Raw genomic sequence first — 13973 nt, 5'->3', positions numbered from 1 at the left:
GCTGGAGATCGGAAAGCCCCTTTACGGTGGGATTCAGAGCTTACGTTGGTTTTTGGTTCCATTGCTCCCCAAACCCCTGTATGAGGGAGAAAGCATCTCGCGCCGCATCGCCCAGCCGGCTTCCACTGGGATTGATGCTACCCGCAATGCCCCGCGTCCGAATCGTTCATTCACCAGGTCCATTGTTGCCATGAGGCTGTCGACGTTTCGCCGCGGTTGCGGGGCGAACATATCGTGAGTCAGACCCTCCAGCTGGCTGAGCCTGCACAGTTGTATGGTGCATTTCGAATATGCGAATCCGTCCCGGTAGATCCCGTGAAGGCCCTGGTTTGCGGCCTGAATTAGGTCGCGGGTGTCTGCAGTTGGTGTTGGTAGGAGCATTCTGGCCCCGTTCCAGTAACGTTCTGCAGGATCGGCAAACGGGCTGGTTTGAACCGAGACAACAAGTTCGCTGCAGACGGAGTCCTGCTCCCGAAGCTTTTCCGCTGCGCGAGTGGTGTACGCGGCCACTGCCTGGCGCAATTCCTCAAGCAGGTAGACACGCCGGCCGAACATCTTGGACGACACGATCTCTTTCTTCGGATCAGGATCATCGTGCATTTTCAGCCACTGCTCCCCGCGTAGTTCCCGGGCGGTTCGTTCCAGAACCTTCGAGAACATCCTTCCGATGTGCCTCGGGTCCGCGCTGGCAAGGTCGAATGCGGTCTTGATCCCTAGAGTCTCGAGTTGACTGGAGAGCTTACGGCCTACACCCCACACCTCCCCCACCGGCGCGAGTTTCAAGAGTTTTTGCTGGCGCTGAGAGTCCATCAGGTTCACCACGCCGCCGGTTGCCGGCCAATTCTTCCCTGCCCACTGTGCGAGTTTGGCCAACGTCTTTGTCGGCCCGATGCCCACCCCAACTGGGATATTCACCCACTGTCGAACTCGTGCCTGAATATCCCGGCCCAACTGCTCCAGGTCGCCGGGCATTCCAGTAAGGTCACACCAACATTCGTCAACTGAGTAGACCTCGATGCTGGCGACCAGAGTGCTAATGGTCCGCATCACACGATTCGACACGTCGGCGTATAGCGCATAGTTGCTCGAAAAGGCTGTCACTCCCCTCTGGTCGAGAAACCGCTTCACTTTGAAGTATGGGTCGCCCATCTTTAGGCCCAACGCTTTAGCCTCCCGACTTCGTGCGATGATGCAGGCGTCGTTGTTCGAAAGGACCACGACTGCCTTCTGTGCCAAGTCCGGACGGAAGATCCGCTCACATGAGCAGTAAAAGTTCCAATCGACCAGGGCAAAGACGCTCACAGCATGCTCCTGAGCAGCATGCTGATCACTCCCCATAGTTCCACCTGCTCTTCGTCGGCCAGGATTTCGCGATGGCGGCCGTCGGCTCCTACCCGTGCAAGATGTAGTCGTTCCAGTGCTACCCGCTCCACGAGCGCCAAATGATGCTCATGGTTCGCCACCACTATTACTACATTGCCGGCGCTAGGCTCGAGGGCGCGGTCGACCACGAGTACATCGTTCCGGTGCACTCCGATCCCAACAAGATCGTCGGTGTCGACTAGCCAAAGCCAAATGTTGGGTGCACCCCATCCCACCGCGGCGTCAAGGGAGGGAGGAAATAGCGAGTGATCCTCAGCCGGGCTCTGGAAACCAGTGATCTTCAGGCGCTGCTGCGCCAGGGCGAGACTGGACAGCCGCCGGCCGGGAGACGTAAAGCAGTCCATCTGGGCGGTCGTCTCAAAACTGTATATGCGTACAGTATAGAGATCAGCCCCGGGTTGGCGTCAAGCTGCGCGCACTGGGTATGTCACTGTCAGCGGGGAGGATTTTGCTGAAGGGGGGCCATCCATGGCCTCTACCGTGCAGTATATGGCCGGTAAATGTCCCAGGCGCGACTGCGGGTTACCGCCGGTCAGTTCGAGTCAGCGTGCATCGATTGCTGCGAAACGTGGAGCAAACCTCAATATGTGTTGGACAGGGAGCGTGGGCAGGATGGGCGGAAGGAATGGGATTTTCGGGGCAGGCTGGTCGGGACTCATCCTGCTGGCAGGGGTGGCGCTACTTGCGCCTGAAGCCGCATACGCTGGGAAGCTAGGACAGGCACTGGGCTCTGCTGCTGGCAGCGTCGGAGGGACTGCGGTTGGAGGCGTATCTGCAGAAGCAACCCGACAAGCTCTTGCTGCCAAGGGCATGACCGAGGATGACTTCTTCCGAATGCTGTTCGCTCGAGGCATCCCTCGCGCAAAGCAAGATCTCCCCAAGATGGTCGACGCAGAAACAGAATTTTATGACGTGACTGGTAGCGGTAGGGAATGGGGATACTGGTATCGATTCCGTCGGTATGCATCTCGAGACCTGGACCCTGCAGCGGTAAAAAAGGCACTCGGCCCAGAGATCATTTCGAAAGTCTGCGCGACGCCGAACATGGTCTCCCCGTTCATGGAGATGGGGGGAACCTATCGGTACAACTATGTTGGAAGGGATGGCCAACTGATCATGTCAGTTCGGGTGAGTCGGCAGGACTGCAACTGAGTCCTGCCCGACTCACGAGTTCGACTCTTTACTGCGGAACAGAACAGGCCTCGTATTCCTCACGACTCGATGCGCAGTTTTTGCCGAGGCAGGTGGACTGTCGGAATTTTCCTATAGTGTAGATTCGGCCGTTGTAGGCGAAGCTATCAGTCGCGTTGGCAACCTCTCCGATGTACTGCCCTAGGTAAAGCCGGTACCCCTGTTTCGGCCCACCGGTGTTCGACACGCCATGATCCCAGCCGGTGGCGTAGACCCCGTTCTTTGTGAATGAGGACCAAGCACAACTCGGGGTGCTCTGTTTGGTACCGACGGCTTGCTGGGAACGTGCTGCCTGGACAGTTTGATATAGCGGGATCACCCCCCCAACGTTTCGGACCTGGCCAGTCACCAGGCTCACTTCCCGGTTTTGTTGGTACGCGATCTGGTTTTGGTAGCAAACGGCAGACTGAGTGAATGATGTTCCCTGATTGATCGTGCTCGCGTCGGGTGACCAGGCGCTGCAACTGTACGGGGCTCCAGAGTCCTGCCAGGCTGAGTACATCGCACTGGTAGATACCCACTTATCGGTGAACGGCACAGTGATCTGCCCTGTACCTCCTTCCGCCGGCGACGTCGCGCTCACGGTGGCCCCGCCAATTGTCTTCGACGAAGTGAGAACGACCGATGTCTGGCCGTTCGCATCCGTCGTCGTCGTCGCAGCACTGAGACCGCCGTCGCTGGTGGTCCAGTTGATCACTACGCCCCTGCCGGCGTTGTTCCCATCGTAGTCCTGGACTGTTGCCACCAACGTCGCCTTCTCACCGAGGGCAGCGAGGGAGCCCGGGGTTGCCTGGATGACAATCGTCAATCCCATGTTGCAGGACCGCCATCCATTCCCCGATCGATCGCAAACGACCTTTTGCCACCCACTAGAGCTGGACCCGCTACGGATGGGCTTCCAAGAGTCCGCTGAGACAGTCGTCGTTACGGACATCAAAAAGAAGGCCCCGGCCACTGCCAGGGCCTTAAGGTTTGCAAACATAGAGATTCCCCGCACTGTCGAACGCCAAAGAGCCTTTCGGGAAGCTGGCACACGATTGACCTGTGCTTACGATCGCCGGGCTCCAGATAACCGACTTCACCCACTTGCCCCCTTGGCAGGTGAGTTGCGCACCGGTGGATGTCGTAGCGACGAGCCCCGCTTTCGCGCAGCCCCCTCCCTCTGCAGCCGTGCCGGTGAACTCGACGTAGCCGGCGGTGCTGATATTTCCGGTAGCAGCGACCGTTTGAGCGTTGACTGCGCCGGCAGCGTTGAGGGTTTGAGCGTTGACCGCATTGACCTCGTTGATGTCGTTGTTACCCATCAGCAGGTTGGTACGCATGCGGTTCATTTCCGCGTTCGCCGAGGCCAGGCGCGAGAGCTTCCCGTCCAGGGCTGGTTCAGTCCCTGGAACCCCAACAGTGGTGCGGATCTGGTAGGTGGATGAGTTGATGATTTGAGAACCCGGTAAACCATTCACCACAACCCCGTCCCAGTCTTGGGTGGTGTTCTGATCGACACTGAAGGTGTACTGGGTGCAGGAGGTTGTGATCGGGTAGTTGTAACGGTTGATATTTGACACCCCTGCGAGCATTGGCGGGGTTGTCGCTCCGAGCGCCTGAATAGCATTCGAGCATGTAGCATCACCTGGCCAGGTGCCCTTCTCGCTTCGATAGGCCCGTGCGGCGTCGATGATCGCCTGGGTGTCTTGGACTGTGGTGTCCGCGCGTTTCTGGTTCACCCTGGTCATGTAGTTTGGCACTGCTGCGGCGGCGAGCATCGCCGTGATCGCAAGCACTATTGCCAGCTCCATTAAGGTGAAGCCCTGCTGGCATTCCCGCCCCATCTTCATTGCTCCTAAGCAGAAGTTGTAGGCACCAATGCTACGAGCACATTTGTTGGACTCCATGTCAAAACGACACGCTGAAATTCCTACGATGTAGGCGGTTTCGGTAAATCGTGGAGCAAACCTCAGATCTGGATTAGGCTGTTCCGGTCAGCAAAAAGGAGGGACTCATGATGACTGACCCTGGTCCGGAGCAAGCTTCCGCCAATATTGGTGAACAGCTCGAAAGTCCATACACACGGATACGCTATGCAGGAGAGAAAGCCCTGCATCGACTCTTGCCCATTGCCCAAGGCGACGGCATCCAGAACCAGGTGGTCAGGTCGCTGCTGCTGGGCTGTTACAACGGCCAGGATTTCCCGATCGATCCTGCCTCGTTGAGGGTGCTTAATCGCAGCGTCATGGAAGACTGCATAGCTCTGTTGCTGATGGACTCCGCCCCCGCGATGGAGGTACACCAGTACGTAGAGAACGGAAGTTCGGTTTACAATGGAATGGCTGAGCGTTGGCAGCCACCGAGCCGCATCCAAATGCAGATACCGACGTCGGAGGACGAAACATCAGAGGTCCTTCGGACCCTCGGGAAGAAGTCCCTGCAGCATTTAATCGCTGTGGCTCAAGGCTTTTCTGGACAGTGCCGCCATATCGCGCGGTTCTTGGTGGGGTGTTACGACGGATGCCGATACCCCTTCGACCCCACCAGGTTCCGTTGTATCGACCATGACCTCTTCCTGGAGTGCATCGCGGTAATCCGCCTGCTGTACGAAACCCGCCATGGGATCGACAAGAACATCCTTGAGGGGGTGAGCGTGTTCAACAGGCTGATTCAGGATTGGTCGATCGAACCCTATAGCGCAGACGCGGAAGCTGTGCGATGAGGGTAGGCCAAGCCACGCGGTGCAGCTTCAGTTAGGGATGCCGGAAGGGCCTGGTTCAAACGGAGGAACCTGCGCTGCACTGACATTCCCAGCGGACGGCATCGCATGGCCCCGGCGGCTGAATCGTCTGTGATGGAAAGCGATTAGGAAAAGGGCCAGGTAGATCCAGATCGAGTGGGCGACCGAGCAGAGCACGTAGAACAGTCGCAGGATCACCCGGTGCGCGCCCACCGCATCGGCGTAGTCGACGATTACCTTGTAGAGGCCTGCCTTCCTGTACAGAAGAACGGCCGCAATGCTTCCTGTCTTTTCATCATTGTCGATGCCGACAGTGGTCCCCATTTCGGTAAATGGCCGAGTGGAGAGGTCGACATAGGTGCCGAAGATCTGGCCCCGGAGCGGCGCCGGAAAGTCTTCAGCACGTAACGACGTGCCTGACCAACACGCCACCCCCTCTGCCTTGCACCCGTCCTGAAATTCCGCACTGGGAAGATCGAGCAGGTTGCGGTGCTGCCAGGCGATGTTCCAGTTCCACCCCGGGAGGGCAGTTTGGACTAGGGTGACGTGGAAAATCAGCGTAGTGCCGATCACGGCGGCCTGGGCTCCCAACATGATTATCCGATCAAGCGTCCGCCACCGTCTCACGACGACCAGCAAGATGAGCCCACTGGCAGCAATGCCGGCGAGGAACGTTGGAACGAGCTGCGGATTCGACCCTTCCGGAAGGAGCAGGTGGCCAAGAGTTTGGTTTTCCCCGTAGCGGAAGATCACAAGAGCAAGAGCGAAGGCGCCAGTGATGAGTTTGGGCGAAAGCGTGCGACGGAAGAACAGGATCATCGAGAGCGAGAAGGACAGGTAGAGCAGGAACTGCGAGTAATCGATGACCAGGTCGAAAGCATGCCGAGAAAACCACTCTTGGAACGTGCCGGACTGCAGCTCCGTCAGGCTGTAAGGCGATGAGTCTGGGGAGGGTTTTAGAAAGGTCTTGAAGAGGTTTTCAGACATCGGAGGGCACGCATACCAAGGATCGAAATCTGGATGCTACTTCCCGATCGCCCGAGTACCAGCGAAACCGGTCTTGGAAAATCCCTAAACCGTAGGTTGGGAGCCCGCAAGGACTTTCGGCCACGAAAATGGGAGTGCAACCGTTACCATCAGGCCTGTAGCAACCTCCCTGAAGGAGTCCTTAGATGCAGTGCCGATGCGGGGCCGCCACCAAAGGCCGAAGCTCTGTCGTAAATAAGCTGGAAGCCGAGTTGTCGTACCAGGAGTGTGATCCCTGTGGCCGAGTCCACATCGAGCACCTGAAAGTGCGCGGCCAAATCGTAGCCCGCGGCCGCGATGCCAGTGAAATATTCAACGGCGACCTCGAGCGCTTCCTCAGCACACCCCAGCAGGCCGGGTTTGCGTTTTAACCTCTGGAGATAACCCAGGCCGCCTGGTGGTGACTGCCACCGCCCTCTCGCTGGTCGTGCCGTGGCCGACACTGGTCAAGTGTCGCGCGGGCGGTATCATGGTTCAAACCATTGATCACGTTCAGCGAGACAAGCATGCCAGAAATCCAGGAACTCCCTCCTGAGGAGATCCCGAAGCAGATCACCGCCAGGCATGTTACCCGAAGTCTTGGGCAGCACCTTGAAGCCTTCCTGGCTGCGAACAACCTGGAGGGGTGGAAAGCCGAGGAGGAGTATGTCCTACGGGACGACCGCCTGGCCGATCAGCTTTTGCTGTTGACCCAGGTAACCGGCCTCTATATCGGGCAGTTCAAGCGTTACAGTACCCGCTTGCTGAAGCTCGCACGAAGGAATGGGGCTGAGATCAGGCTGACTGAGGTACAAGGCATGGTGGCGCGCGCCTTGGGTTATAACTCCTATCATGTTGCCTATAAGTGCCGATCGGTTGACGATTTCATCGACAACCTCTGGCCCCAAGGTGCGGCAATGAGTCTGGTGAGTCTGGACGGCGCCGTCGCCGGCATGCGTCAGCAGAGCGCAGTGATACAGCGCCTGATCGACCGATACCGCTTCAACAAGGAGCGCGACAGGATGGTCAACGCCGGTGCTAAGCCGGGCGGCCAGGCCGATCCTAAGATGGCCAAAAAGATGCAGGGTGAGCGCCGTAGGCGCCATAGTCTGCATCGGAGCGACGGGATCAAACTTCGCGATTGACCCAGGTGGTAACTGCGAGGTCTGTGACATTCAAACGCTGGCGGACTTTGAACCAAAAGAAATGCAGAAACCGGGCTTGAAACCCGGTTTTTTGCATTTTGGCGACTCTGTGATCGGGCCGGCGGTTCGCCTGCTAGTCCAGGCTGACAAGCCGCGTTTCGAGGGTGTACTTCTTCCCGGCCGCAGTCCAGAAGATCGTCGACTCGCCGCCGTTTACGGCCGCCCCAGTACCCGAAGTGGCTAGTTGAGTTGCGCCGATTTCAGGAATGAACTGGTCGACGACCAGGTCGAAGGTCACCGCCTTTTCGGACTGCCGCTTCTCTGGGACGGCATAGGGATGGATGGCCACGATGTATCCCGAGCGTGATTTTTCGAGCGCGCCCTCTTTCACGATATGCAGCTGACGCCATTCCGCTTGAGTATTGAGCTGCGCGGCAATTCGGGGCCGCTGCAGCACGCGCTCCTGCTTGTTGGCATCGATTTCCTTGATCACGAACTCGAACGTGGCCACCTGTTGGGCGGGCGATTCTTTGAAGCAGGTGGAAGAACAGCCGGCCAGCGTCAGTGCAGCCGCCAGGGCAGTGAGAGTGGCAAATGAGCGTTTGACCATTGTTACCTCGGGTCTATGGGGAGCGATCGAGGCCAACGGTATCGAGCGAAAACAGCAAATCCCAGTCAAGTTGATGGCGCGGATTCCTTGTTGATGTCGGATTGCCGCGACATGCCAGGAACAGGCCTACACTTTCGAAAAACTGCCGGAAGCATCGCGATGCTTACCCAACACTTAACAGTTGCGCAAAGCAAGTATTTATTCATCGGCAAGGACTGCATGGCGTACCGGTGCACCGATGGATTGAATCCGCAAGATCTGGAGCGGCACGAACTACGTCCGCTTGTGGTCGCAACGCTCAGCGTTGAGGGGCTTGGGATCTACTGGCAGCGATTGTACTTCGGTGATGAACCCATCCCACTCGAGTCTTTTTTGTACTTGGCATGGACAGAGTTCCTCACCCTCGGGGGCATGCCTGGCCACCTTCTTGTGGAATCGGAATTGCTGGACGATTACCCGTTGCGGCGGGTCCTGGGGCAGATGGATAAAGAGAAAGTCATCAAGAAAGTGGCCATCGGCCATGGGCACCCATTTGGATCAACCAGGAGGCAATCACAGAACCTGGTCAAGCACAGCATGGTTTCCCTGGAGGAGTTGACGGAGCACCGGCTGGAGAGTCAAGAGGCGGTATTGGCTCGCTTGAACCAGGGCTTGGAGGGTTATCACCGGGTATGGGAAAACTCGCCGAGGCCTGGACATGCAGAGGATGCTTTCCAGAACCACCGCCTGAGACCGGTGCACCTTCCGCACTGGCCGCAGCACCTGGTGGGGCTGGATATTGCCGATTGGATGAAGCGCCAGGCGCGATCGGTACCACCGATGGCCCCTCATGAGGAGCTCAAAATCAAATACCAGACGGGATGGATGGTTTCCGTGACCAAGAAACCCGTTGCAACTGAGATGCTCCGTGAGGCATTTCGCACCGTGATGATGACCGGTGACCGTGAACCTGCAGGGCTCTACGACATAGAAGATCTGCTCTGGTTTAGGTCGGTGGTCCGGGGGCTGCCCTTCCCGCCTCAAGAACTGTTCGGCTCTGCTCTGGAGCCAGGGAAATGGCCGCCTTTTCTGAACGGAAGCCTGGCCATCAATGGCGCGACCGCGGATCGACTGGAGTCCTTGCTGGAGCGCAGCATGGAGCGAAAGGGTTTGGTGCTTTTTCCGGAAAGCGAGGATGCGTTCTGTGATTCGCTGAACCTGCTCGGTGGGGGTGGTGATGAGCGCTGCTGTGCTGAGCTGGTCGGTGGACCGTACCACGGATCGTTTCGCGTCTTTGCCCTGGACGACGATGTGTGGCTGAACATCTTGGCCATCCCGCGAGGATCACCGGCAGACACACTAGATCTGTCGGAGTGCCTTCATCAGACGCTTGGCGAAATCGATATTGGGCCTCCGGGCCTGGCCGCCATCAACTTCTGGCTGGAGAACCTCATCCAGGGCCACTCGTGGAACCAGAGCTTGCTACTTCTGGGGATGGTGGAGGTCATGCTGTCGACCATAGCGCTATGGCGTGAAGCCGATCGGCCTGCAGATTGCAGGTAACTCCCAAGCCTAGCAGGTAAAGAAGGTGAGGTCGGCTGGACTGAGATTCGAGTTGCCTGCAGCTACGACATATCCGGGCGTGGGCTACCTGACCAACGGCGGACCTCAGCTAGTGCTTGATCATCCAGCTGTGCCTGTAGCAGTGTCCAGGGGTTGATTCCATAACTGGAAAGTCTTTCGGTATTACACCTCACGTACAACTGTTGTGCCCACTCGCGCAGTTCAGCATCACTCATCGCTCTGGGGGAGCCAGTCGAATTGTCCTCCATGAGGTTCAGTTGTTCCATACCGAGCATCCGGCGAATGAACTGCAGCATGCTCATTTCTCCTAGTAGTGGTTGTCGCCGCTGATTTGCACACACAGCGGCTGATGTCCCTATAGGGTACCGCACCGCCCAATGTCGGCAAGCCAAACGGTACCTCAGTGGCTGTGGCCGTCTGGGGAGGTATACTCCCTCGCCTCAATACATCGAGGTCGACCAGGTGTTCCTACGCCAATTTTTCCTGAAATTCACTCTGTTCTTCAGCCTCATCATGCTAGGGCATCTGCTCATCCCAAAGGAGGTGGCAGAAACCCTGGTAGTTGGTGCCTGGCGTTACATCCTGTGTTTTGCCGGGGGAGCATGCGGACTCTGAGATAGGATGAGTGTCCGAGCTGCAGAGCAGCGGCTCGACATGTCCAAAGGAGCCCGCGTGAATCTTCTCTCCCACTACTGCCGGCATTTCACCGGCGCCTTCAAGTTCAAGAACCGACAGGGTCGGACTTTCTTCTGGCTCTGCCTGCTTGCCGACGTATTCCTGGTATCCGTTTTGGTCGCTTTGAGCCCCTTCGGGTTGCTCGGCAGACTTCTGATCCTCCTCGCGCTTCTGGTCATCGCCGGCAATGCCATTCAGCGTCTGAAAGACGCCGGCGTCACCCCTTGGATGCTTCTGCTGTGGTTCATCCCCTTCGTTGGCCTGGCAATCCTGGCCATCCTGCTCCTACTCCCCGGCCGTAAGCCGGTCGACCTGCCGGTCGCGCCTCCCTCCTCGCCTTATGTTGGCGGGAAGTGAGCGCTGAGCTGGCCGCACTGAGGCAAACTTATAACAACATAGCCGTCAGCGCTCTCCGGCCCGGCGGTGCTCCCTTTTCCTTCCGCGCCGGCGTCACCTCTGCAAAAGCCCAACCTGGCCTACTACCCTCGCCCTTGGCAACTCGGTCGAATCCGGAGTGACCTATAACAACATAACCTGCGGTGGGCCTGATGGCGGCGCCCCTCCTGATACCCCCTTACCCTGTCCAACCCTTTAAAGGGCCTATCTGCCGGTGCCGGGTTGCCTGCGCCGCGCGTGGAAAGAAATGGGGAAAAGGAAAGAAAAGAAAGGAAAGAAAAAGGGAAAGGGTTAGACAGGTATGGGGGTGGGTTATGCGATGCGGAGGTCCAGGCGGGTGGAAATGGTGCAGGAGGAACGCAGAAATGGTCGGAACCTCCTAGGTTATGTTGTTATAGCAGGCGATCAGGTAGCGGCTTTCTATCGAGGGAAGCCGCCTTAAAGGGTGAGGTTTTACAGAGGAGGTTCAGGGTGGCGGTCGTAGCGTTGCGCGTTATGTTGTTATAGGGGCGGCGCGGAAGCCCGTTGGTTACGGTAACCGCGCTACCTGGTGAGGCGCTATCGGCGCTTTACGGCTACGAGAAAGTAAGCGCCCAGCAACCCTATTCCATAGTCGACCTCTACCAGGTACAAGAAACCGCTGTCCTCGCCGGTTACCATGAGGACCTGGTGAATGATTCGACGCTTGAGCGCACTGGCCTGAGAGATTTCCTCGAGCCGTATGTGCTTGGTCGGTAACCCAGATGCGACGAGGTGAGGCCATGGATCAATTCCAGCTCGAGGTACTCAGAGCAGAAGCAATAGCGGCCGACAGGTCCTTTTCCAAAGGTCGGCTTCGGGACGAGTTCCGGATGAAGCCGAAACCTGATGCGACGCCGGTGGCGCATTACAAGAATGGTTATGGCGGGACCTTCGGTGTGTACCGAATCGCGGACTGCCTCCCAATGCGGGACCGCAAGGCTGCTGCCCCCTCCCCCAAGCAAGTTCGGGCGGCGGCCATACTTGCACTGAAGGGCCGGATGCAAAGCAAGGTGGCCAAGGCCTCTCATGTCGCAGTGCAATGGCTGGCCTCAGCACCTCTCGTGCTTGATGCCGAGACCACCGGTCTTGGTACCGAGGCCCAAATCATCGAACTGGCGATCGCCGACGTCGACGGGAACCTTCTGTTCAACTCCAGGCTTCGGCCTACTGTTCCGATAGAACCAGGGGCTGCAGATGTGCACCGAATCCGAGCTGAAGAGCTCCAGCATGCTCCGACCTGGCTCGACGTTGCCGGAAAAGTCAAACCTCTCCTTGCCGGTCGTCCCATCGTGACCTTCAATTCCGAGTTCGATCGACGCCTGCTGATTCAAACTGCGAACGCATTCCAGGATGACCATGGGTGGCTTGCAACGTGTCAGGAGCATTGCGCTATGGGCCTGGCGGTGGCCATGTATGGGGCAACCAACCGATATGGGACCATCTCACTTGCGGCAGCAATGTCGTTTGCCGGCGTAACCTGGCGTGGCCCCGCACACTCAGCTGCAGGAGATGTGCTGGGTACCGTAGACCTGCTGCATGCCATCGCGAAGGTACGCCGCGATCTCGACCAGGAGTTGGATTTCCTCTTGGCGAGCGCGGAATAGACCAAGCTTTCCACTCCGAATACGCAGAGCGACCGCAGGAGTAGCCGTTCCGCTGGATCTGCCCTCCCCTCCAGTTAGAATCCCACTGCATACATCGATAGAAGGATCGAGCAGCATGCTCCGCGTCATACCGTTCCGTGCCCCCTTCAAACTGGCCCTCACATTCTTGTTTCTCACCACTCCGTTATTTGCCCATGCCGGCGGCACTGCCGCGGCCGCGGCCATAGCGAGTGCTGCGGCTGCAGCACACTCCGATAAGGAGCCTCTGGTCGCTGGTCAATCATTCGGCGCTACGGGCTACCTGTTTGTCGATGGGGTGGGCTATTCAGGTGGCCGGATGGTGTATTGCCCGGCTTCTGTGGGGTTCGTCAAACCAGAAGACATGTTCCGGTCGAAGAACAAGATAACCAAAGGAGTCTGTCAGTCGATCGCGGGTGAATTACCTGCTGTTCCTGCCCAAGACTTCATTGATGAAGTTTTGGGCAAAGGTGAGGCGACAGTCGTCAGTGTTGCCCCGGTGCTCGCCCAGTACGGTCCTCCATATGGAGTGATTTACTACAAGGACAACGGCAATGAGGAGAGCATGAGGGAAGGTCTGAGGAAGAGAACCAAAGTTACCTACGAATGATCCTCCCTGGGGAATCATGTTTATCAGTCCCCTAACTTCGGTGAAGCGGACGCCAACACGATGTCCTCTGTGGCCTCAGCTCCTTTGATGCGGGGACTAGGGATTTACCGCGAAATTTCTAGATGTTCTCAAGGCCGAAGCCATGCTCACGGAGGAAGGTCGCGAGTGCCGGGTCTTCTTCCAGAACCTGGGCTACAGATATACCTTGAAACTTCTGGTCAAGGGCGCCCAAGTCCTGAAACAGCTTCGCCAGTCGACCTTTCAGGAGAGCGGGAATTTCGGCGGCGACAATGGGCGTGTTCTTCAACGCCTCCCGGAGCAAATAGCGTCCAGTATGAATATTGGCCTCCGGTTCGCTGCCATCGAACACCTTGAGAATTTGCTCCATCGAACTCAGGTGCTCTTCAAAATCTCGCAGGGTTGTGCGTTCATCCATACCAGGACGGATGGATACTACGTTCTCAAGCCCGCCAAGCTTCTGTCTGGTCATGACACTTCCTCTATGACTTTGCAGTAACGGGCTTGAGGTCATCCCAGGACAGATCTCTCAGGGGAGCCCGCAGAATTCGGAAAAAATCGTACGCTAACAGTTCAAGCGTCCCGGCCACGCCTGACTGTAGCTTGTTGACTGGTCAATCTGTCTCGCGGGTAAAGCGATAGAACAAGTTCGGCTCGCTGACCACGTACAAATACCCTTCATCGTCGATGGTTACGCCTTCGGCTTGGGGTATACCTTTCAGCAAACCAGCAAACCCCCTCGCCAAGGAGCGGAAACTCACCACCTTGCCCTCGTCGGTCATTTCAATCAGCAGTTTCGACTCGTCGCTGAGCAGGATCAGATGGCCGCTCTGTTGATCGAATACAACCGAAGACAAGTCAGTGGCAAACACCTTGTCTTTTACTAGGTTGGACATGTCGCGGACGTGCAGGGAAACGCCTCCTTCCAGGCTGGCAACCGGATAGGTGAACTATCGCTTGGGGAAGGGTGAACTATTGCGAGTGCTTTTGCATGCGATGGTGGCTGAGGCCG

Annotated in this window: 15 protein-coding genes and 1 pseudogene; 8 read left to right on the top strand and 8 right to left on the bottom strand. The window is 57.6% G+C overall.

Going from position 1 to position 13973, the window contains the following annotated elements; all coding sequences use genetic code 11:
* Positions 1 to 33 precede the first annotated feature (33 nt).
* A complete protein-coding gene (locus EKA13_RS22645) occupies positions 34 to 1302 on the bottom strand; it encodes a Y-family DNA polymerase (RefSeq protein ID WP_245704391.1) in 1269 nt (422 codons plus the stop codon).
* A 140-nt stretch (positions 1303 to 1442) separates the two neighbouring features.
* Between EKA13_RS22645 and EKA13_RS28670 the strand changes: the two genes are divergently transcribed.
* On the top strand, positions 1443 to 1565 hold the full coding sequence (locus EKA13_RS28670) for a hypothetical protein (protein WP_255251286.1): 123 nt from the start codon (positions 1443 to 1445) through the stop codon (positions 1563 to 1565).
* A 998-nt stretch (positions 1566 to 2563) separates the two neighbouring features.
* Here the strand turns inward: EKA13_RS28670 and EKA13_RS22630 are convergent.
* Together EKA13_RS22630 and EKA13_RS28665 are read right to left on the bottom strand one after the other, a co-directional pair.
* Entirely contained in the window at positions 2564 to 3388 is an 825-nt protein-coding gene (locus EKA13_RS22630) for an Ig-like domain-containing protein (protein WP_038405176.1), read from the bottom strand.
* A 151-nt stretch (positions 3389 to 3539) separates the two neighbouring features.
* Complete coding sequence (locus tag EKA13_RS28665) at positions 3540 to 4463, bottom strand: prepilin-type N-terminal cleavage/methylation domain-containing protein (protein ID WP_269465862.1); 924 nt, start codon at positions 4461 to 4463, stop codon at positions 3540 to 3542.
* A 107-nt stretch (positions 4464 to 4570) separates the two neighbouring features.
* On the opposite strand from EKA13_RS28665, the gene EKA13_RS22620 reads away from it, so the two are divergent.
* Positions 4571 to 5278: a DUF7673 family protein gene (locus EKA13_RS22620; protein ID WP_034036499.1), complete on the top strand. Its 708-nt coding sequence runs from the start codon at positions 4571 to 4573 to the stop codon at positions 5276 to 5278.
* Between the two features lie 27 nt (positions 5279 to 5305).
* Here the strand turns inward: EKA13_RS22620 and EKA13_RS22615 are convergent, their stop codons facing one another.
* Positions 5306 to 6283: a hypothetical protein gene (locus EKA13_RS22615; protein WP_010792934.1), complete on the bottom strand. Its 978-nt coding sequence runs from the start codon at positions 6281 to 6283 to the stop codon at positions 5306 to 5308.
* 545 nt (positions 6284 to 6828) lie between these two features.
* Here EKA13_RS22615 and EKA13_RS22605 point away from each other — a divergent pair.
* Entirely contained in the window at positions 6829 to 7446 is a 618-nt protein-coding gene (locus EKA13_RS22605; protein WP_010792932.1) for a hypothetical protein, read from the top strand.
* Between the two features lie 133 nt (positions 7447 to 7579).
* Here EKA13_RS22605 and EKA13_RS22600 read toward each other — a convergent pair whose 3' ends face one another.
* A complete protein-coding gene (locus EKA13_RS22600) occupies positions 7580 to 8056 on the bottom strand; it encodes a hypothetical protein (RefSeq protein WP_021018588.1) in 477 nt (158 codons plus the stop codon).
* Positions 8057 to 8215: 159 nt separating this feature from the next.
* Between EKA13_RS22600 and EKA13_RS22595 the strand changes: the two genes are divergently transcribed.
* Positions 8216 to 9598 (top strand): hypothetical protein, encoded by a 1383-nt coding sequence (locus EKA13_RS22595; protein ID WP_065761459.1) that lies wholly within the window; start codon positions 8216 to 8218, stop codon positions 9596 to 9598.
* 62 nt (positions 9599 to 9660) lie between these two features.
* Here the strand turns inward: EKA13_RS22595 and EKA13_RS22590 are convergent, their stop codons facing one another.
* The gene (locus tag EKA13_RS22590) at positions 9661 to 9915 is read right to left on the bottom strand and encodes a hypothetical protein (RefSeq protein ID WP_010792929.1); all 255 of its coding nucleotides are present in this window, start codon (positions 9913 to 9915) and stop codon (positions 9661 to 9663) included.
* 376 nt (positions 9916 to 10291) lie between these two features.
* On the opposite strand from EKA13_RS22590, the gene EKA13_RS22585 reads away from it, so the two are divergent.
* The 4 genes from EKA13_RS22585 to EKA13_RS22570 all read left to right on the top strand — a co-directional run bounded on the left by EKA13_RS22585 (position 10292) and on the right by EKA13_RS22570 (position 12943).
* Positions 10292 to 10651: a DUF805 domain-containing protein gene (locus tag EKA13_RS22585; RefSeq protein ID WP_010792928.1), complete on the top strand. Its 360-nt coding sequence runs from the start codon at positions 10292 to 10294 to the stop codon at positions 10649 to 10651.
* A 564-nt stretch (positions 10652 to 11215) separates the two neighbouring features.
* On the top strand, positions 11216 to 11428 hold the full coding sequence (locus EKA13_RS22580) for a hypothetical protein (RefSeq protein ID WP_176717471.1): 213 nt from the start codon (positions 11216 to 11218) through the stop codon (positions 11426 to 11428).
* 23 nt (positions 11429 to 11451) lie between these two features.
* Positions 11452 to 12315, top strand: a complete 864-nt coding sequence (locus EKA13_RS22575) for a 3'-5' exonuclease (RefSeq protein ID WP_065285145.1) — start codon at positions 11452 to 11454, stop codon at positions 12313 to 12315.
* Positions 12316 to 12430: 115 nt separating this feature from the next.
* The gene (locus EKA13_RS22570) at positions 12431 to 12943 is read left to right on the top strand and encodes a hypothetical protein (RefSeq protein ID WP_065285144.1); all 513 of its coding nucleotides are present in this window, start codon (positions 12431 to 12433) and stop codon (positions 12941 to 12943) included.
* A gap of 118 nt (positions 12944 to 13061) precedes the next feature.
* Here the strand turns inward: EKA13_RS22570 and EKA13_RS22565 are convergent, their stop codons facing one another.
* Together EKA13_RS22565 and EKA13_RS22560 are read right to left on the bottom strand one after the other, a co-directional pair.
* Positions 13062 to 13433: a hypothetical protein gene (locus EKA13_RS22565; protein WP_065285143.1), complete on the bottom strand. Its 372-nt coding sequence runs from the start codon at positions 13431 to 13433 to the stop codon at positions 13062 to 13064.
* 142 nt (positions 13434 to 13575) lie between these two features.
* Positions 13576 to 13896 (bottom strand): annotated as a pseudogene (locus EKA13_RS22560) (SdiA-regulated domain-containing protein); the annotation flags it as partial.
* Between the last annotated feature and the right edge of the window lie 77 nt (positions 13897 to 13973).

The organism is Pseudomonas defluvii, assembly GCF_001695625.1.
GTDB classification, from domain to species: domain Bacteria; phylum Pseudomonadota; class Gammaproteobacteria; order Pseudomonadales; family Pseudomonadaceae; genus Aquipseudomonas; species Aquipseudomonas defluvii.
This window is presented reverse-complemented; position numbering and strand designations above follow the sequence as displayed.

Bases quoted from the DNA above. Each gene is read 5' to 3' on its own strand.
- EKA13_RS28670 (WP_255251286.1), top strand. From the start codon at position 1,443: ATGATGCTCATGGTTCGCCACCACTATTACTACATTGCCGGCGCTAGG.
- EKA13_RS22630 (WP_038405176.1), bottom strand. From the start codon at position 3,388: ATGGGATTGACGATTGTCATCCAGGCAACCCCGGGCTCCCTCGCTGCC.
- EKA13_RS28665 (WP_269465862.1), bottom strand. From the start codon at position 4,463: ATGGAGTCCAACAAATGTGCTCGTAGCATTGGTGCCTACAACTTCTGC.
- EKA13_RS22620 (WP_034036499.1), top strand. From the start codon at position 4,571: ATGATGACTGACCCTGGTCCGGAGCAAGCTTCCGCCAATATTGGTGAA.
- EKA13_RS22615 (WP_010792934.1), bottom strand. From the start codon at position 6,283: ATGTCTGAAAACCTCTTCAAGACCTTTCTAAAACCCTCCCCAGACTCA.
- EKA13_RS22605 (WP_010792932.1), top strand. From the start codon at position 6,829: ATGCCAGAAATCCAGGAACTCCCTCCTGAGGAGATCCCGAAGCAGATC.
- EKA13_RS22600 (WP_021018588.1), bottom strand. From the start codon at position 8,056: ATGGTCAAACGCTCATTTGCCACTCTCACTGCCCTGGCGGCTGCACTG.
- EKA13_RS22595 (WP_065761459.1), top strand. From the start codon at position 8,216: ATGCTTACCCAACACTTAACAGTTGCGCAAAGCAAGTATTTATTCATC.
- EKA13_RS22590 (WP_010792929.1), bottom strand. From the start codon at position 9,915: ATGCTGCAGTTCATTCGCCGGATGCTCGGTATGGAACAACTGAACCTC.
- EKA13_RS22575 (WP_065285145.1), top strand. From the start codon at position 11,452: ATGGATCAATTCCAGCTCGAGGTACTCAGAGCAGAAGCAATAGCGGCC.
- EKA13_RS22570 (WP_065285144.1), top strand. From the start codon at position 12,431: ATGCTCCGCGTCATACCGTTCCGTGCCCCCTTCAAACTGGCCCTCACA.
- EKA13_RS22565 (WP_065285143.1), bottom strand. From the start codon at position 13,433: ATGACCAGACAGAAGCTTGGCGGGCTTGAGAACGTAGTATCCATCCGT.